Origin of the sequence: Bradyrhizobium betae, assembly GCF_050632175.1 — a bacterium.
Classification (GTDB): domain Bacteria; phylum Pseudomonadota; class Alphaproteobacteria; order Rhizobiales; family Xanthobacteraceae; genus Bradyrhizobium; species Bradyrhizobium betae_B.
Genome location: NZ_CP192576.1, coordinates 6,895,561 through 6,913,437 on the forward strand (window position 1 = coordinate 6,895,561; position 17,877 = coordinate 6,913,437).

Below are 17,877 nucleotides of genomic sequence, written 5' to 3' on the forward strand. Positions count from 1 at the left end.
ACCTGCCTGCTCACGGGAGCAGCGCGGCGGCCTTCACGGCCGTCACAGCGGTGTTGTAATTGTTGACGAGTTGCTGGACCGAGGCCGCCGACATGTCGAGCACCGGCTTCGGCCAGACGCCGAACAGGATCGTCAGCGCGAGCAGCGGGAACAGCGTCACGCACTCACGGAAGGTGAGATCCTTCATGCTCATCAGCGACGGTTTCACCAGCGCGCCGAACACGACCTTGCGGTAGAGCCACAGCGCGTAGGCCGCCGAGAAGATCACCCCTGATGTGGCGAAGAACGCGGTCGGGATCGAGACCTTGAAGGTGCCGAGCAACGTCATGAATTCGCCGACGAAGCCGGAGGTGCCGGGCAGTCCGACATTGGCCATGGTGAAGACCATGAAGGCCAGCGCGTAGAGCGGCATCCGGTTGACGAGGCCGCCATAGGCCGCGATCTCGCGGGTGTGCATGCGGTCGTAGACGACGCCGACGCAGAGGAACAGCGCGCCGGAGACGATGCCGTGCGAGATCATCTGGAATACGCCGCCGGCGACGCCCTGCATGGTGCCGGCGAAGATGCCCATGGTGACGAAGCCCATATGCGCGACCGAGGAGTACGCGATCAGCTTCTTCATGTCCTCCTGCATCAGCGCCACCAGCGAGGTGTAGATGATGGCGATCGCGGAGAGCGTGAACATCAGCGGCGCGAAGTCGTGCGAGGCCAGCGGGAACATCGGCAGCGAGAAGCGCAGGAAGCCGTAGCCGCCCATCTTCAGCATGATCGCGGCCAGGACCACGGAGCCTGCGGTCGGCGCCTCGACGTGGGCGTCGGGGAGCCAGGTGTGCACCGGCCACATCGGCATCTTCACCGCGAAGGAGGCGAAGAAGGCCAGCCACGCCCAGGTCTGCAAGCCGCGCGGCACGGCCGTATGCATCAGCGTCGGGATATCGGTGGTGCCGCCGTTCCAGTACAGCGCCATGATGGCGAGCAGCATCAGCACCGAGCCGAGGAACGTGTAAAGGAAGAATTTGAACGAGGCGTAGACCCGGCGCGGACCGCCCCAGATGCCGATGATCAGGAACATCGGGATCAGGCCGCCCTCGAAGAACAGGTAGAACAGCACGAGATCGAGCGCCGAGAAGGTGCCGATCATCAGCGTTTCCAGGATCAGGAACGCCATCATGTATTCGCGGACCCGGCTCTTGACCGACTTCCAGCTCGCGATGATGCAGAACGGCATGATCGCGGTGGTCAGGATCACCAGCGGCAGCGAGATGCCGTCGACACCCATGTGGTAGGTGATGCCGGTGGCGAGCCAGTTCGCCTTCTCGACGAACTGGAAGTCCGGGTTGGACGGGTCGAAGCGCAGCACCAGGAGCACCGACACAGCGAAGGTGATCAGCGTGGTCCAGAGCGCGATCCAGCACGAATTGCGCCTGCTGGCCTCGTCATCGCCGCGGCTGAGATAGACGATCAGCGCACCGACCAGCGGCAGGAACGTCGTGACCGAAAGAATGGGCCAGGTCGTCATTTACTGGCCTCCAAAGCCGAACATGAACCAGGTGATCAGGCCGGCGGCGCCGATCAGCATGGCAAAGGCGTAGTGATAGAGATAACCGGTCTGGATCTTGACGACGTTGCGGGTGACGTCCAGCACGCGGGCGGAGACGCCATCGGGGCCGAGGCCGTCGATGATGAAGCCGTCGCCCTTCTTCCAGAGCTGGTAGCCGATCCACTTCGCCGGACGGACGAAGATGAGGTCGTAGAGCTCGTCGAAGTACCATTTGTTGAGCAGGAACTTGTAAAGCATCGGCTGCGTGTTCGCGAGCTCGACCGGCAGATAAGGCCGGCGGATGTAGAACAGGTACGACACCAGGAAGCCCAGCACCATCATCACCGTCGGCAGGAAGGCGATGTGCTCGGGAATGTGGTGCATGTCCTCGATGATGTGCGGGTTCATCTTCACGGACTCGCGGAAGAACTCCTCGATGCCGTGACCGGCGAACAGTTCCTTGAACGGCAGACCCGCCACGAAGGAGCCGACCGCGAGCACGCCGATCGGGATCAGCATCCAGATCGGAGCCTCGTGCGCCGCCTCGTAGTGATGCTCGTCATGCGGCTCGCCGTGGAAGGTCTTGAAGATCAGGCGCCAGGAGTAGAACGAGGTCAGGCCGGCGGCGACCACCGTCATCAGGAAGCCGTACATCGCGAACGGATTGTGCGAGGCGTAGGCGGATTCGATGATCGCGTCCTTGGAGAAGTAGCCGGCGGTGAGCGGGAAACCGGTCAACGCCAGGGTGCCGACCACCATCACCGCATAGGTGTAGGGGATCTTCTTCCAGAGGCCGCCCATGTTGCGGATGTCCTGCTCGTGGTGCATCGCGTAGATCACCGAGCCGGAGCCCAGGAACAGCAACGCCTTGAAGAAGGCGTGCGTGAACAGATGGAACATGCCGACCGAATAGGCCCCCGCTCCCATCGCCACGAACATGTAGCCGAGCTGCGAACAGGTCGAGTAGGCGACGATGCGCTTGATGTCGTTCTGGACGAGGCCGATGGTCGCCGCGAAGAACGCGGTGGTGGCGCCGAAGAACATCACGACGGCCTGGGCGTTCGGAGCCAGTTCGAACAGCGGCGACAGGCGCGCCACCATGAACACGCCGGCGGTGACCATGGTCGCGGCGTGGATCAGCGCCGACACCGGCGTCGGGCCTTCCATCGCGTCCGGCAGCCAGGTGTGCAGCAGGAACTGCGCCGACTTGCCCATCGCGCCCATAAACAGGAACAGGCAGGTCAGCGTCAGCGCGTCGGCATGCCAGCCGAACAAGTTGATGGTCTTGCCGGTGAGGCTCGGCGCGGCGTGAAAGATGGTCTCGAAGTCGGTCGAATTGGTCAGCAGGAAGATGGCGAAGATGCCGAGCGCAAATCCGAAGTCGCCGACGCGGTTGACCACGAAGGCCTTGATCGCCGCCGCGTTCGCCGACGGCTTCTGGTACCAGAAGCCGATCAGCAGGTAGCTCGCCAGACCCACGCCTTCCCAGCCGAAGAACAGCTGAACGAGGTTGTCCGCGGTCACCAGCATCAGCATGGCGAAGGTGAACAGGCTGAGATAGCCGAAGAAACGCGGCCGGTTCGGGTCCTCGTCCATGTAGCCGATGGAATAGAGGTGCACGAGCGAGGACACGGTCGTCACCACCACCAGCATCACGGCGGTCAGGGTGTCGACCCGCAGTGTCCACCAGACCTGGAGGTCGCCCGAGAAGATCCAGGGCAGAAGCTGGATCCTGACATCGTGGTGCATGAAGCCGACATCAACCAGCGTCATCCAGGACAGCGCGGCCGAGACGAACAGCAGCGCGGTGGTGATCAGCTCGGCGCCGCGCGAGCCCGCCGCCGCCGGCTCGGAGACGTGATGGTCGTCATGGCCGTGATCGTCGTGACCATGATCGTCATGAGCGGCTGCCGCATGGGAGTCGCCATGACCGTGGTCGTCGTGATGCTCGACCGTGTCGCCCGAGGGGTTGCGGGCATGCGCGCCGAACAGCGCGATCAGGCCAGCCAGAACGGCGCCCAGCAGAGGCAGAAAAACGATTGCCTGGACCATGACTGAGTTCAGCCCTTCATCAGATTGACGTCCTCAACCGCGATCGAGCCGCGGTTGCGGAAATAGACCACCAGGATGGCGAGACCGATCGCGGCTTCCGCAGCGGCGACGGTCAGGACCAGAAGCGCAAAGACCTGGCCGACGATGTCGCCGAGGAAGGTCGAGAACGCGACGAGGTTGATGTTGACCGCGAGCAGGATCAGCTCGATCGACATCAGGATGACGATGATGTTCTTGCGGTTCAGGAAGATGCCGAGGATCCCGAGCGTGAACAGGATCGCGGCGACCGCCAGGTAATGTCCGAGCCCGATCGTCATTTCACCCACTCCGCCGCGTCGCTGTCCTGGAGCCCCTGCCCCGGCGCCACCTTGCGCATCGCCATCGCCATGTCGGGCGTGCGCGCGTTCTGAACGTTGATGTCCTGCCGCTTCACGCTCGCCTTGTGGCGCAGCGTCAGCACGATGGCGCCGATCATGGCGACCAGCAGTACCATGCCCGAGAGCTGGAAGTAGTGGATGTACTTCGTATAGAGCACGAGGCCGAGCGCCTCGGTGTTCGACACGTTGGTCGGGATCGGCGCCGTGATGGTCTTGGTCACGGTCGGGTTGATGATCCAGGCTCCGACGGTCAGCAGCAGTTCGAACAGGAAGATGCCGCCGATGACGAGGCCGACCGGCAAATACTGAATGAAGCCCTCGCGCAGCTCGACGAAATCGACATCGAGCATCATGATCACGAACAGGAACAGCACCGCGACGGCGCCGACATAGACGACGATCAGGATCATAGCGAGGAATTCGGCGCCCATCAGCACGAACAGGCCGGAGGCGTTGACGAAGGCCAGGATCAGGTACAGCACGGAGTGCACGGGATTGCGCGAGACAATCACCATCACCGCCGAGGCGACGCAGACGCCGGCGAAGAGATAGAAGAACAGCGCGGGAAGGATCATGCTCTCATCTCACCGGTACGGCGCGTCGAGCTCGATCGCTTTTGCGATCTCGCGTTCCCAGCGGTCGCCATTGGCGAGCAGCTTGGCCTTGTCATAGAACAGTTCCTCGCGGGTCTCGGTCGCGAACTCGAAATTCGGACCTTCGACGATGGCATCGACCGGACAGGCTTCCTGGCAGAGGCCGCAATAGATGCACTTCACCATGTCGATGTCGTAGCGCACGGTGCGGCGGGTGCCGTCGTTGCGGCGCGGGCCGGCCTCGATGGTGATGGCCTGCGCCGGGCAGACCGCTTCGCACAGCTTGCAGGCGATGCAGCGCTCTTCGCCGTTGGGATAGCGGCGCAGCGCATGCTCGCCGCGGAAGCGCGGCGAGATCGGGCCCTTCTCGAACGGATAGTTCAGCGTCGGCTTCGGCTGGAAGAAATAGCGCATGGCGAGGAAGAACGCCGAGACGAATTCCGACAGCAGAAGCGAGCGTGCAGTGGCGTTGATGTTGATACCCATGACGGCCCTCACTTCGGCGCGATGTCGGCGAAATGCAGCACGCCGGCCACCACGATCACCATCGCCAGCGACAGCGGCAGGAACACCTTCCAGCCGAGGCGCATCAGTTGATCGTAGCGGTAGCGCGGCACGATCGCCTTTGCCATCGCGAACAGGAAGAACATGAAGAAGACTTTGAGCGAGAACCAGATGATCCCGGGCACCCAGTTGAAGGGCGGCAGGTCCACCGGCGGCAGCCAGCCTCCGAGGAACAGGATCGTGGCCATCGCGCACATCGTGACGATCGCGACGTACTCGCCGAGCATGAACAGCAGATACGGCGTCGAGCCGTATTCGACCATGAAGCCGGCGACGAGCTCGGATTCCGCTTCGACGAGGTCGAAGGGCGGACGGTTGGTTTCCGCCAGCGCCGAGACGTAGAAGATCACGAACATCGGGAACAGCGGCCACACATACCAGTTCAGGATGGTCAGTTGCGGCAGACCGATCAGGCTGGCGAGCCCGCGGACATGCTGGGCTTCGACCACGGCCGACAGGTTCAGCGTACCGGCGCAGAGCAGCACCGTGATGATGACGAAGCCGATCGAGACTTCATAGGACACCATCTGCGCCGCCGAGCGCAGCGCGGCCAGGAACGGGTATTTCGAGTTCGACGACCAGCCGGCCATGATGATGCCGTAGATCGACAGCGACGAGATCGCGAAGATGAAGAGGATGCCGACATTGATGTCGGAGATCACCCAGCCGAGATTAGTCGGGATCACCGCCCAGGCCGCGAGCGCGAGCACGCATGAGACCAGCGGGGCCAGCAGGAAGACGCCCTTGTTGGCGCCGGCCGGGATGATCGGCTCCTTCAGCACGAACTTGAGCAGGTCCGCGAAGGACTGCAGCAGGCCCCAGGGGCCGACCACGTTCGGGCCGCGGCGGATTTGCACCGCCGCCCAGATCTTGCGGTCGGCGAGCAGGATGTAGGCGATCGCGATCAGCAGGACGACGAGCACCAGGACGCTCTCCGCGATCATGATGATCAGCGGCCAGAGGAAGCCGGTCCAGAATGCGCTTTCGAAGAATTCCATCAGCTCACTCCGCTGCGGTCAGCATCTGCCCGGAGGCAAGCCGCGAGCATTCCGCCATCACGGCGGACGCACGCGCGATTGGGTTGGTCAAATAGAAGTCCTCGATGACAGGCTTGAACGGCGCCTTCTCGGGCGAACCGCCCTTCCCCGCCAGCTTCTTGATCTGGTCGGCGGAGCCGGCCTCGATCTGGTCGAGACGGATCAGATGCGGCACGGCCTTGAAGATCGCCTGGCGCAGCGCGGCAAGCGAGTCGTAGCCGAGCTTCTTGCCGAGCGCCTCCGACAGCGCGCGGACGATCGCCCAGTCCTCGCGGGCTTCGCCCGGCGGGAATGCGGCACGTCCCGTCATCTGCACGCGGCCTTCGGTGTTGACGTAGATCGCGGACTTCTCGGTATAGGCCGCAGCCGGCAGGATCACGTCGGCGCGATGCGCTCCGCGATCACCATGGGTGCCGATATAGACGACGAAGGTGCCGTCCGGCGCCTTGATCTCGTCGGCGCCGAGCAGGAACAAGAGGTCCAGCGTGCCGAACGTCGTCATCTGCGCCGCGTTGAGGCCGCCCGAGGTGGCGGAGAAACCGATATCGAGCGCACCGACGCGCGAGGCGCTCTCGTGCAGCACGCCGAAGCCGTTCCAGCCGTCCTTGAGCGCGCCGACGTCGAGCGCGAGCTTGGCGGCGGCGGCCAGGATGGCGGCGCCGTCGTGACGCGAGGCGGCGCCTGCGCCAACCAGGATGATCGGATTCTTGGCGGTCTTCAGCACGTCCATGAAGGAGTGCTTGCCGGCCGCGAGCTCGCCGAGCGTGTCGGTGCCCGCACCAAGATGGTCATAATCGTAGGTCAGGTCGACCTTGGCGCCGATCACCCCGACCTTGAAGCCGCCGGCGCGCCAGCGCTTGCGGATACGGGCGTTGAACACGGCCGCTTCCTTGCGCGGATTGGCGCCGACGATGAGCAGCGCATCGGCCTGCTCGACGCCTGCCAGCGTCGGATTGAAGATGTAGGAGCCGCGACCAAGCGCGGGGTCGAAAGCGTCGCCGCCCTGCACCGCCAGATTGGCCGAGCCGTATTTGGACAGCAGGTCCTTCAGCGCAAACATCTCCTCGACGCCGGCGAGGTCGCCCGCGATCGCGCCGATGCGCTTGCCGTCGGTGCGCGCCGCTTTCGCAGCAATCGCGGCAAAGGCCTCGGGCCAGCTCGCAGCGCGCAGCTTGCCGGCTTCGCGAATATAGGGCCGGTCGAGCCGCTGGGTGCGCAGGCCGTCGACAATGTGGCGGGTCTTGTCGGAGATCCACTCCTCGTTCACCGCCTCGTTGATGCGCGGCAGCACGCGCATCACCTCACGGCCGCGCGTGTCGACGCGGATCGCCGATCCCACCCCGTCCATCACGTCGATCGACTGGGTCTTGCCGAGCTCCCATGGACGCGCCGCGAAAGCATAAGGTTTCGATGTCAGCGCGCCGACCGGGCAGATGTCGACGAGGTTGCCTTGCAGTTCCGAGGTCAGCGCATGCTCGAGGTAAGTCGTGATCTCCATGTCCTCGCCGCGGCCGGTGGCGCCCATTTCGGGCGCGCCGGCCACTTCCGCCGAGAAGCGGACGCAGCGCGTGCACTGGATGCAGCGATTCATCGAGGTCTTGACCAGCGCGCCGAGGTACTTGTCCTCGACCGCACGCTTGTTCTCGGCAAAGCGGCTGGTGTCGACACCATAGCCCATCGCCTGGTCTTGCAGGTCGCACTCGCCGCCCTGGTCGCAGATCGGGCAGTCCAGCGGATGGTTGATGAGAAGGAATTCCATCACGCCTTCGCGTGCCTTCTTCACCATCGGCGAACGCGTCGAGATTTCCGGCGGCTCGCCCTTGGGGCCCGGACGGCAGTCGCGGACGCCCCAGGCGCAGCTTGCGACCGGCTTCGGGCCGCCCTTCACTTCGACGAGGCACATCCGGCAATTGCCGGCGATCGACAGCCGCTCGTGATAGCAGAAGCGCGGAATCTCGGCGCCGGCCGCCTCGCACGCCTGAAGCAGCGTGTACTCGGCAGGGACATCGATCTCTTTGCCGTCGATGATGAGCTTGGTCATGTCTCTTACTCCGCCGCGACCATGTTCACGGGATCGCGGACGCCGATATCGTCGATGTCGGCCTTATGCGAATACTGGTCGATGCGCGCTTCGATCTCGTGACGGAAATGCGCGATCAGGCCCTGGATCGGCCATGCCGCCGCGTCGCCAAGTGCACAGATGGTGTGGCCTTCGACCTGCTTGGTGACCTCAAGCAGCATGTCAATCTCGCGCTTGTGGGCGCGACCGTCGGCCATGCGGGTGAGCACGCGCCACATCCACCCGGTGCCTTCGCGGCACGGCGTGCACTGGCCGCAACTCTCATGCTTGTAGAAATAGGAGATGCGGGCGATGGCGCGGATCAGATCGGTCGACTTGTCCATCACGATCACGGCGGCGGTGCCGAGGCCCGAGCGCAGCTTGCTCAAGCTGTCGAAATCCATCGGCGTGTCGATGATCTGCTCGGCCGGCACCATGCGCACCGACGAGCCGCCGGGGATCACGGCCTTGAGGTTGTCCCAGCCGCCGCGGATGCCGCCGCAATGCTTCTCGATCAGCTCACGGAACGGAATGCCCATGGCCTCTTCGACATTGCAGGGCCGTTCGACATGGCCGGAGATGCAGAACAGTTTCGTGCCGACATTGTTCGGACGGCCGATGCCGGCGAACCAGGCCGCGCCACGGCGCAGGATATCCGGCGCGACCGCGATGGACTCGACGTTGTTGACGGTGGTCGGGCAGCCGTAGAGGCCGACGTTCGCCGGGAACGGTGGCTTCAGCCGCGGCTGGCCCTTCTTGCCTTCGAGGCTTTCGAGCAGCGCGGTTTCCTCGCCGCAGATATAGGCGCCGGCACCGTGCGCGACGTAGATGTCGAACGGCCAGCCGTTGACGTTGTCCTTGCCGACCAGCTTGGCCTCATAGGCCTGGTCGATTGCGGCCTGGAGATGCTCGCGCTCCCTGATGAACTCGCCGCGGACGTAGATGTAGCAGGCATGCGCATTCATGGCGCAGCTCGCGATCAGGCAGCCCTCGATCAGCAGATGCGGATCGTGCCGCATGATCTCGCGATCCTTGCAGGTGCCGGGCTCGGATTCGTCGGCGTTGACGACGAGATAGCTCGGCCGGCCGTCGGTCGATTCCTTCGGCATGAACGACCATTTCAGGCCGGTCGGGAAGCCGGCGCCGCCACGGCCGCGCAGGCCCGACGCCTTCATCTCGTTGATGATCCAGTCGCGGCCCTTGTCGATGATGTTCTTGGTGCCATCCCAGGCACCGCGACGCCGCGCGCCCTCGAGGCCCCAATCATGGAGGCCGTAGAGGTTCTTGAAGATGCGGTCCTTGTCCTCGAGCATATCAGTGCTTTCCGATCAACGAATGGACTGCTTGTAGGCAAGTCCGGCGGCGCAGACGGCGAAGATCAGCGCCCAGAGCAGACTGGTTTCCTGCGTCGCGTTCATGATGAAACGCTGCAGCAGAAACATGAAGGCGGCCGCGACCGCGGCGTGCATGGCGACGAAGCCCCATTTCTTCACGGCCTCGTTCCCTCCAATGGCGGGGAGATCACCCATCAGGTGCTCTCCTTCAGCGTGGTCGGTCCGCCCATAGGTGCCGAGAACTGGCGGCCGTTCTGCGGGCCGGGCTTGGGCGGATTGCCCGAAGCGAAGCCGTCGAGCACCTTGCCAAAGCTTTCCTTGGTCAGGTCCTCATAGGTGTCCTTGCCGATCAGCACCATCGGCGCGTTCACGCAGGCACCGAGGCACTCGACCTCTTCCCAGCTGAAATTGCCGTCCTTGGACAGATGGAAGGGCTCGTGATGGATGCGGTGCTCGCAGACGTGGATCAAATCCTCGGCGCCGCGCAGGCGGCACGGCGTGGTGCCGCAGACCTGAACGTGGGCTTTCTTGCCGACGGGAGCGAGCTGGAACATCGTGTAGAAGGTCGCGACTTCGAGCACGCGGATATAGGGCATGTCGAGCAGGTCGGCGACGGCGCGGATCGCGGCTTCCGACACCCAGCCTTCGTGCTGTTCCTGGACACGCCAGAGGATCGCGATCACGGCGGAGGCCTGCCTGCCTGCCGGATATTTGGCGATCTGCTGCTTGGCGAATGCGAGGTTCTCGTCCGTGAACGCAAAGCTCGCGGGCTGGACTTCCTTCGGTGCTAATCGGCGGACGGACATCTCTCAATCTCTCACTGCATGCGGCGCGCGGTATTCGCATTCAGGGCATTGATCCTGTCCTGCCAGAATGCGCTTGCGGTGCCGAAAACGTTGTAGCCGACGTGGGTCGAGACCTTGATGCGATCGAGGATCGACAGCTCGGTCACGGTCTCCATCCGGTTGGTGCGCGGATCGAACACGATCAGCTTGAGCGGGGTCTGTTCGAGGATGTAGCGCGACACCGCGTGCGAGCGGTCGCTGCCGTGCTCTTCGCACATGATGACGCTGTCGGCCTGGAGCAGCCGGGCGCCGCCCTTGATCGCCTCGATCTCGACGCCTTCGACGTCGAGCTTGATCAGATATTTGCCGGTGGCTGCGACCTTGCCGTCGTCGATCAGATTGTCGAGCGCGATGACCGGCACGTCCTCGCCGCCGGCCGACGCGCCGCCGGCGATGCTGAAGGCCTCGTGCTTGGTGCCGGACAGCCGCGCGGTGCCGCGGGCCGCGCCGATCGCGCATTTCATGGTCTCGAAGCGGTTGCCGTTGACGCGGGCGTTGTTGGCGAGCTTCGGATAGTTCTGCCCCGACGGCTCGATCGCGATCGCCTTGTGCGCGCCGAACGGCTTGCTCGAGACCAGCACCGACCAGTAGCCGTAATTGGCGCCGCAATCGAGCAGCGTGTAGTCGACGTCGATCGAGTTCGCGAACAGCAGCTCCAGCTCGTCCTCGTAGCTGTAAGAGCGGTTGAGCAGCTTGCTCCAGTAGCCGTCGCCATAGGGGAATTCGAACACGGCGTCGGGATTGAGCCTGATCGCGATGTTCCGCTCCGGCAGCGTCTTCCGCAGCAAATTGGCGCAGGCGATGTAGCCCATATGCGAGAAGTGCGACGAGATCTTCGATCCCGTCACCAGCGCCAAGGCAGCCGTCCGCTCCCACAGGTTGGCCCCTTCCAGGGCCCCCGAGGCACGGTCGAACTGGATTGGCGCCTGCTGCCCCATCACCGATCGACCTCTCCGAACACGATGTCGAGCGAGCCGAGGATCGCGGAGACGTCGGCGAGCAGATGGCCGCGGCAGATGTGATCCATCGCCTGCAGATGGGCAAAGCCCGGCGCGCGGATCTTGCACTTGTAGGGCTTGTTGGTGCCGTCGGCGACGAGATAGACGCCGAACTCGCCCTTGGGCGCCTCGACCGCGGCGTAGACTTCGCCGGCCGGCACGTGAACGCCTTCGGTGTAGAGCTTGAAGTGGTGGATCAGCGCTTCCATCGAGCGCTTCATCTCGCCACGGCGCGGCGGCGCGACCTTGTTGTCGGCGACGACGACGGGGCCCTTCCCGTCCGGCGCGTTCAGCTTCTGAAGGCACTGCTTCATGATGCGCACGGACTGGCGCATCTCTTCCATGCGGATCAGATAGCGGTCGTAACAGTCGCCGTTCTTGCCGATCGGAATGTCGAAATCCATCTCGGCGTAGCACTCATAGGGCTGCGACTTGCGCAAATCCCAGGCCGCGCCCGAGCCGCGCACCATCACGCCCGAGAAACCCCATTCCCAGGCTTCCTTCAGCGGCACCACGCCGATGTCGACGTTGCGCTGCTTGAAGATGCGGTTGGCGGTGAGCAGGCGATCGAGGTCCTCGACCACTTTCAGGAACGGATCGCACCAGGCCTCGATGTCGTCGACCAGCTTCTGCGGCAGGTCCTGATGCACGCCGCCGACGCGGAAGAAGGCTGCGTGCATGCGGCTGCCCGAAGCGCGCTCGTAGAACACCATCAGCTTCTCGCGCTCTTCGAAACCCCACAGCGGCGGGGTCAGCGCGCCGACGTCCATCGCCTGCGTGGTGACGTTGAGCAGGTGCGAGAGGATGCGGCCGATCTCGCAATAGAGCACGCGGATCAGCTGGCCGCGGCGCGGCACCTCGATGCCGAGCAGCTTTTCGGCCGCCAGACAGAAGGCATGCTCCTGGTTCATCGGCGCGACGTAGTCGAGCCGGTCGAAGTACGGGATCGCCTGCAGATAGGTCTTCTGCTCGATCAGCTTCTCGGTGCCGCGGTGAAGCAGGCCGATATGGGGATCGACGCGGGCGACGACTTCACCGTCGAGCTCCAGCACCAGACGCAGAACGCCGTGCGCCGCCGGATGCTGCGGTCCGAAATTGATGGTGAAGTTGCGAAGGTTTTCGGGTTGTTCGTTCATGATCAGACCTTCGGCCCCGCTTTTTCATCCCCCGGAAGAACCGGATAATCGGCCCCTTCCCACGGAGACAAAAAGTCGAACTTGCGGAATTCCTGGTTGAGCTTGACGGGCTCGTACACCACCCGCTTCTCCTGGTCGTCGTAGCGGACCTCGAGGAAGCCGGTGGTCGGGAAATCCTTGCGCAGCGGATGGCCCTCGAAACCGTAGTCGGTGAGCAAGCGGCGCATGTCGGGATGGCCGACGAAGATCACGCCATAGAGGTCGTAGGCCTCGCGCTCGAACCAGTCGGAGCCGGGAAACACCTCGATCAGCGACGGCACCTGGGTGGTTTCGTCGGCATGGGCCCTGAGCCGGATCCGCGTGTTCAGCGTCGGGGACAGGAAATGATAGATCACGTCGAAGCGCTTCTCGCGATCCGGATAGTCCACCGCCGTGATGTCGGTGAAGTTGATGAAGCGGCAGCCCGGGTCATCGCGGAGGTACTTGACCACCTCGACGATCTTGCTGGCCTCGACGTCAACCGTGAGCTGGTTGAAGGCGACCACATGACCGAGGGCGGCGCCCGGAAGCGCGCTCACGATCGTCTGCCCCAGGGCGTCGAGCTTGGCGTCGTCCATGACCTTAAACCTTAGCGTTCGATGGTGCCGGTACGCCGGATCTTCTTCTGCAGCAGCAGCACCCCGTAGAGCAGCGCTTCCGCCGTGGGCGGGCAGCCCGGCACGTAGATGTCGATCGGCACGATGCGGTCGCAGCCGCGCACGACCGAATAGGAATAGTGATAGTAGCCGCCGCCATTGGCGCAGGAGCCCATCGAGATGACGTAGCGCGGCTCCGGCATCTGGTCGTAGACCTTGCGCAGCGCAGGCGCCATCTTGTTGGTCAGCGTGCCCGCGACGATCATCACGTCGGACTGGCGCGGCGAGGCCCGCGGTGCGAAGCCGAAGCGCTCGACGTCGTAGCGCGGCATCGACACCTGCATCATCTCGACCGCGCAGCAGGCGAGACCGAAGGTCATCCACATCAGCGAGCCGGTGCGCGCCCAGGTGATGAGGTCGTCGGTCGCGGCGACGAAGAAGCCCTTGTCGGACAGCTCGGAATTGACCTCGAGAAAGAACGGATCATTGGCCCCGACCGGCTTGCCGGTCGACGGATCCAGGATGCCCTTGGGGGCCGGCGCTAGGACCGGACCGGCCGATGGTGCAGGATTCAATCCCATTCGAGTGCGCCTTTCTTCCATTCGTAGGCGAACCCAACCGTCAGTACGCCGAGGAACACCACCATGGACCAGAAGCCGGTCGCGCCGAGCTTGCCGAACGCCACGGCCCAGGGAAACAGGAACGCCACCTCGAGGTCGAAGATGATGAAGAGAATGGCGACCAGGTAGAAGCGGACGTCGAACTTCATGCGGGCATCGTCGAAGGCGTTGAAACCGCACTCATACGCCGACAGCTTTTCCGGATCGGGCTGCTGGAACGCCACGATGAAGGGCGCAATCAGCAGCACGAGGCCAATCAGACCCGCGACCCCTATGAAGACAACGAGTGGAAGATAGTTCTGCAGAATGCCGCTCATTGACGAGCCCTTTTTCCCGCAGCCTCGGGACAGCCACGGATTCGTCCAATTTGGAATTGTTCTGAGCCTTAGCGCAGTGCACCAATGGGCGCAAGACACGCTCTTTTTAGGCCCTTTGCCGCCCCCAGAACGGTGGAAACCCCGGAATCACCCGGCGCTGGTATGGAGCAGATCGTCCAACCCAGCAAGGGTTGCCACGGTTTTGCAGGGCAGCAGTCCCGAGATTGCGGCGCATGGACCGAGACGGCTCCTTGCTGCGTATCGCCCGCGGAAAATACCCGGTTCCTCGCGTGCGGCGGCGCACCCAAACGCCGGCGATGACCCGCACCGGGGCCCAACTGTCACCCAGACGACATAGTGGCCGCCCCTGCCCCGGAGCAGTGCTGCTGAGAGACTGATGACGGTCGCGGCCGCCAGCAGGATAGGTGCAGCGAAGACACGTATCCACAGGCACGAGCGCTCAGACGAGCCATGCACCAGGACGGGGCCGGGGCTCGCCTGGCGAATGCATCGTCCCGCCAGATATGTCTCAGCCCCCGGGCGGATCGACCGCGAGCGCGGCGGCTGCGCCTTGCTTCGGCGCCGCGCGCCGCGCTCGCATGAGCTTCGGGCCGGGGGCTTGGCCCGGGAGCTCATCGATCACGTGGTGGAAGACCAACGGTGGCCGGTCAGCTCACGATGGCCTCGCCTACCATTTGTAGGAGACGCTGGCGGTAACGCGCCGGCGGTCGCCGTAGAAGCACGAGGATTCCGAGGCGCAGCTCGCGACATAGATCTTGTCAGTCAGATTGATCACGTTGATGGCCGTGCGCCAGTTCTGCCATTCGTAGTGGACCGCGAGATCGCCGAGCACGACCGCGGGGACCTCGAGTGTGTTGACGGCATCGGCCCAGGAGGAGCCGACATAACGGACGCCGCCGCCGAAACCGAAGCCTTCGAGCGGTCCGTCCCTGAAGGTGTAGTCCGCCCAGCCCGAGACCAGCAGCTCGGGCGTGTTGGTCGGTGCCTTGCCGATCACCGACGGATCGATATCCTTGCTGTTGAAGAGATGGTAGGCCGTGAACGCGCCGATCAGCTTCAGTTCCTTCGTGGCATTGGCCACCGCTTCAAGCTCGATGCCGCGCGAGGTGACCTCGCCGGTCTGGTTCTGCAACGTAACGATGGCGCCCGGCGCGGCGGACGGCACGTTCTGGCGCTTCAGGTCGAACAGCGACGCGGTGAAGTAGCCGTCGAATCCCCTGGGCGCGACCTTCACGCCGATCTCGGCCTGCTGGCCGGTCTCCGGCAGGAACAGCTGGTTCGCGGCATTGAGGCCGATGATCGGATTGTAGCTGGTCGCATAGGAAATATAGGGCGCAATGCCGTTGTCGAAATTGTAGATCAGCCCTGCCCGCCCGCTGAACTTGCTGTCGTCGCGCTGGCCGACGGTGGCGCCGGTGTCACGTGCAGCCTGCGTGGTCTCGACCCAATCGTTGCGGCCGCTCAGCACCAGCGTGAAATTGCCGAGCTTCATCTGGTCCTGGAGATAGGTGCCGGCCTGCTTCTGCGTGATCTGGAAGTTGCGGAACGGCGCGCCCGTGATCGGCACGTTGATGCCGTAGACGGGATTGAAGACGTTGACCGACGGAACGGTGCCGAAGTTGAAGGCCTGGTAGTCGTCGATCTGGTAGCCCTTCAGGTCGACGCCGAACAGCATGGTGTGCTTCACCGGACCCGTGTTGAAGCGATACTCCAGCTGGTTGTCCAGGGTGGCCTGATTGGCCGTGTCCTTGGCGTACCAATTGTAGCGGCCCATCGTGGCCGTGTTGATGTTGTCCCAGCCGTTGCCGACGTAGCCGCGATACGTCAGGTCGATATGGGCAAACCGCGCATTCTGCCGGAACGTCACATCGTCGGTGAGATTGCGCTCGAACTGGTAGCCGAGCATCTCCTGCTCGCGCGTGAACTTGTCGACACCGGGATCGCCGGCGAAGAAGCTGGTCGGGATCTTGCCGAACGGCGCACTGGTCACCGTGCCCTGATAAGGCAGGAAGTTGATGCCGCGGGTGTCGGTCTTCGACGCCGAGGCAAGGACCGTGAAGGTCGTATCGGCGTCCGGCTTCCAGGTGAACGACGGCGCGATGAAGTAATTGTTGTCGGGCGTGAAGTTGACCTGGGTGTCACCATTCCTGACCTCGCCGACGACGCGGTAGAACAGCTTGCCGTCCTGAGGCTGCGTGGCGACGGGACCGCCGACATCGAAGCCGACATAGGCGTTGCCGAAATTGTTGACGCCGGTCTCGATGTACCGGATCGGCTCGGCCGGCGGCAGCTTGCTGATGACGTTGACGATGCCGCTCGGGCTCGAGCTCGCCATAGAGCACGGCGGACGGACCGCGCAGCACTTCGATCCGCTCCATGTTGGACGGCGGAAGCCGCCAGCTCGCATAGGCCGTGTAGAACAGCTGCATGCCGTCGAGGAACAATCCGATGTCGTCGGATTTGAAGCCGCGGATCAGCCACCAGTCGTTGCGCGTATCGGCGCCGAAGGTGCCGGCGCGAACGCCTGCGGTGTAGCGCAGGGCCTCATCCAGCTTGGTCGGCTTCTGGTCGCGGATCTGCTCGGCGCCGATCACCGAGACCGACTGCGGCGTCTGCATGATCGGCGTATTGGTCTTCGTACCCGACGAGCTGCGGTTCGCGACGTAGCCGTGCACCGGACCGCGCGGCGTCTCGACGAAGCCGACATTGCGCTGCGGCTGCGGCTTGCTGTTGTTGGCGCTTTGCACCGTGCGCTGCGCACGGCGCGGCGCGGTCGAGGCTGCGCGGCGGCGCGCGTCCGGCGCGGTGACGGTGACCGACGGCAGATTTTGCGCGCCGCTCTGCGTCGACGATTGGGCCAGCGATGCCTGCGGCACCAACACGAAAGCGGACGCGGTCGCCAAGACGGCTGACCGCAGCATAGAAAGACTGTTCAACGCGCACCCCAGGATGTCTGTCTGCGTGCGTCATGCCCTCGTTCCCCCGACGGCAAGCGCTTGCGGCGACGCTTATGGGAGGGCGCGCAGATTGCCTAATTGAAAAGTTCTTAGAAGCAGTCTTGGAACGAGTCTTGGAAGGACTCTTAGAAGACCTCTTGGAAGCGATCCAACATGTCCGGAGATTGCCGGCAGATCAGCGCGAATGCTTTTCGGATTCGAGCAGCTTCTCGGCGGTCGCCGTGAGACGATCGATCTGCGCCAGCAGCGTCTCGAACTCGTGCGCGCTCAACTGTTCCAGCAATTGCCGATTGCGATCCTGCGCGCCTTCGACGATCACGTCGTGCGCGGCGAGCCCTGCCGGGGTCAGCGAGACCAGCACCTCGCGGCTGTCCTTCGGGTTCGCCGATTTCGCGATCAGCTTGCGCGAGACGAGCTCAGCCAGCGCCCGGCTGATCTGTCCCTTGTCCTGGCCGACGGCTTCAGCGAGCCGTGCCACGCTCATCGGCGGCCGCCGGCCGAGCGAGGCGACGAGGCCGAACTCGACCGAGGACAATCCGGCGAGGCGCTTGTAGCGCAGGATCGCGCCGCGCTTGAGCAGATTGGCGAGCACCATCAGCCGTGACGACAGCATCACGGTGATCGGCGCCGGCGAATGGCTTTCGTCCGCGTCGGGCGATGCGCGCCCGTCCCTGCTCGGTGTCTTGCTCATGATCCACCTCTGCCAAGAAAGCCGGGGCGTGCCAAGCCCGGTTGACCGCGGAGGTGCGACCATCCAGATACAACTAAAAAGTGTCCTGAAATTCGTTGACA

Annotated in this window: 16 protein-coding genes and 1 pseudogene; all 17 read right to left on the reverse strand. The window is 63.9% G+C overall.

The genetic code is table 11. The features are described from left to right. Positions 1-10 precede the first annotated feature (10 nt). The gene (locus ACQ86E_RS33175) at positions 11-1,519 is read right to left on the reverse strand and encodes an NADH-quinone oxidoreductase subunit M (RefSeq protein WP_431203529.1); all 1,509 of its coding nucleotides are present in this window, start codon (positions 1,517-1,519) and stop codon (positions 11-13) included. Beyond that, positions 1,520-3,592, reverse strand: a complete 2,073-nt coding sequence (gene nuoL / locus ACQ86E_RS33180) for an NADH-quinone oxidoreductase subunit L (protein ID WP_431203530.1) — start codon at positions 3,590-3,592, stop codon at positions 1,520-1,522. It abuts the gene before it with no gap. Between the two features lie 8 nt (positions 3,593-3,600). Continuing rightward, the gene (nuoK, locus tag ACQ86E_RS33185) at positions 3,601-3,909 is read right to left on the reverse strand and encodes an NADH-quinone oxidoreductase subunit NuoK (protein ID WP_211376695.1); all 309 of its coding nucleotides are present in this window, start codon (positions 3,907-3,909) and stop codon (positions 3,601-3,603) included. Further along, the gene (locus tag ACQ86E_RS33190; protein WP_431203531.1) at positions 3,906-4,544 is read right to left on the reverse strand and encodes an NADH-quinone oxidoreductase subunit J; all 639 of its coding nucleotides are present in this window, start codon (positions 4,542-4,544) and stop codon (positions 3,906-3,908) included. The genes nuoK and ACQ86E_RS33190 overlap by 4 nt, the downstream gene beginning before the upstream one ends. A 9-nt stretch (positions 4,545-4,553) precedes the next feature. Next, positions 4,554-5,042, reverse strand: coding sequence for an NADH-quinone oxidoreductase subunit NuoI (gene nuoI, locus ACQ86E_RS33195; protein WP_026232873.1), 489 nt, complete (start codon positions 5,040-5,042; stop codon positions 4,554-4,556). Between the two features lie 14 nt (positions 5,043-5,056). Then, entirely contained in the window at positions 5,057-6,124 is a 1,068-nt protein-coding gene (nuoH, locus tag ACQ86E_RS33200) for an NADH-quinone oxidoreductase subunit NuoH (RefSeq protein WP_431203532.1), read from the reverse strand. Positions 6,125-6,128: 4 nt separating this feature from the next. Continuing rightward, positions 6,129-8,204: an NADH-quinone oxidoreductase subunit NuoG gene (nuoG, locus tag ACQ86E_RS33205; RefSeq protein WP_431203533.1), complete on the reverse strand. Its 2,076-nt coding sequence runs from the start codon at positions 8,202-8,204 to the stop codon at positions 6,129-6,131. Positions 8,205-8,209: 5 nt separating this feature from the next. Beyond that, entirely contained in the window at positions 8,210-9,535 is a 1,326-nt protein-coding gene (gene nuoF / locus ACQ86E_RS33210) for an NADH-quinone oxidoreductase subunit NuoF (RefSeq protein ID WP_431203534.1), read from the reverse strand. A 15-nt stretch (positions 9,536-9,550) separates the two neighbouring features. Beyond that, positions 9,551-9,751, reverse strand: a complete 201-nt coding sequence (locus ACQ86E_RS33215; RefSeq protein WP_015685764.1) for a hypothetical protein — start codon at positions 9,749-9,751, stop codon at positions 9,551-9,553. Further along, on the reverse strand, positions 9,751-10,362 hold the full coding sequence (gene nuoE, locus ACQ86E_RS33220) for an NADH-quinone oxidoreductase subunit NuoE (RefSeq protein WP_431203535.1): 612 nt from the start codon (positions 10,360-10,362) through the stop codon (positions 9,751-9,753). The genes ACQ86E_RS33215 and nuoE overlap by 1 nt, the downstream gene beginning before the upstream one ends. 11 nt (positions 10,363-10,373) lie before the next feature. After that, a complete protein-coding gene (locus tag ACQ86E_RS33225) occupies positions 10,374-11,339 on the reverse strand; it encodes an FkbM family methyltransferase (protein WP_431206630.1) in 966 nt (321 codons plus the stop codon). Continuing rightward, positions 11,339-12,535, reverse strand: a complete 1,197-nt coding sequence (locus ACQ86E_RS33230) for an NADH-quinone oxidoreductase subunit D (RefSeq protein ID WP_431203536.1) — start codon at positions 12,533-12,535, stop codon at positions 11,339-11,341. The genes ACQ86E_RS33225 and ACQ86E_RS33230 overlap by 1 nt, the downstream gene beginning before the upstream one ends. 2 nt (positions 12,536-12,537) lie before the next feature. Further along, positions 12,538-13,152, reverse strand: a complete 615-nt coding sequence (locus ACQ86E_RS33235; protein ID WP_431203537.1) for an NADH-quinone oxidoreductase subunit C — start codon at positions 13,150-13,152, stop codon at positions 12,538-12,540. An 11-nt stretch (positions 13,153-13,163) separates the two neighbouring features. Next, positions 13,164-13,745 (reverse strand): NuoB/complex I 20 kDa subunit family protein, encoded by a 582-nt coding sequence (locus ACQ86E_RS33240; protein WP_371090238.1) that lies wholly within the window; start codon positions 13,743-13,745, stop codon positions 13,164-13,166. After that, the gene (locus tag ACQ86E_RS33245; protein WP_007603535.1) at positions 13,742-14,107 is read right to left on the reverse strand and encodes an NADH-quinone oxidoreductase subunit A; all 366 of its coding nucleotides are present in this window, start codon (positions 14,105-14,107) and stop codon (positions 13,742-13,744) included. Before ACQ86E_RS33245 ends, ACQ86E_RS33240 begins: the two co-directional genes overlap by 4 nt. A 688-nt stretch (positions 14,108-14,795) precedes the next feature. Continuing rightward, positions 14,796-17,049: pseudogene (locus ACQ86E_RS33250) on the reverse strand (TonB-dependent siderophore receptor). A gap of 211 nt (positions 17,050-17,260) precedes the next feature. Next, entirely contained in the window at positions 17,261-17,776 is a 516-nt protein-coding gene (locus ACQ86E_RS33255; RefSeq protein ID WP_431203538.1) for a MarR family winged helix-turn-helix transcriptional regulator, read from the reverse strand. Between the last annotated feature and the right edge of the window lie 101 nt (positions 17,777-17,877).

Coding starts and splice junctions, on each gene's coding strand:
- ACQ86E_RS33230 (WP_431203536.1), bottom strand. CDS start 12,535: ATGAACGAACAACCCGAAAACCTTCGCAACTTCACCATCAATTTCGGA.
- nuoG (WP_431203533.1), bottom strand. CDS start 8,204: ATGACCAAGCTCATCATCGACGGCAAAGAGATCGATGTCCCTGCCGAG.
- ACQ86E_RS33175 (WP_431203529.1), bottom strand. CDS start 1,519: ATGACGACCTGGCCCATTCTTTCGGTCACGACGTTCCTGCCGCTGGTC.
- nuoL (WP_431203530.1), bottom strand. CDS start 3,592: ATGGTCCAGGCAATCGTTTTTCTGCCTCTGCTGGGCGCCGTTCTGGCT.
- ACQ86E_RS33235 (WP_431203537.1), bottom strand. CDS start 13,152: ATGGACGACGCCAAGCTCGACGCCCTGGGGCAGACGATCGTGAGCGCG.
- ACQ86E_RS33190 (WP_431203531.1), bottom strand. CDS start 4,544: ATGATCCTTCCCGCGCTGTTCTTCTATCTCTTCGCCGGCGTCTGCGTC.
- nuoE (WP_431203535.1), bottom strand. CDS start 10,362: ATGTCCGTCCGCCGATTAGCACCGAAGGAAGTCCAGCCCGCGAGCTTT.
- ACQ86E_RS33255 (WP_431203538.1), bottom strand. CDS start 17,776: ATGAGCAAGACACCGAGCAGGGACGGGCGCGCATCGCCCGACGCGGAC.
- nuoH (WP_431203532.1), bottom strand. CDS start 6,124: ATGGAATTCTTCGAAAGCGCATTCTGGACCGGCTTCCTCTGGCCGCTG.
- ACQ86E_RS33225 (WP_431206630.1), bottom strand. CDS start 11,339: ATGGGGCAGCAGGCGCCAATCCAGTTCGACCGTGCCTCGGGGGCCCTG.
- ACQ86E_RS33215 (WP_015685764.1), bottom strand. CDS start 9,751: ATGGGTGATCTCCCCGCCATTGGAGGGAACGAGGCCGTGAAGAAATGG.
- nuoK (WP_211376695.1), bottom strand. CDS start 3,909: ATGACGATCGGGCTCGGACATTACCTGGCGGTCGCCGCGATCCTGTTC.
- nuoF (WP_431203534.1), bottom strand. CDS start 9,535: ATGCTCGAGGACAAGGACCGCATCTTCAAGAACCTCTACGGCCTCCAT.
- ACQ86E_RS33245 (WP_007603535.1), bottom strand. CDS start 14,107: ATGAGCGGCATTCTGCAGAACTATCTTCCACTCGTTGTCTTCATAGGG.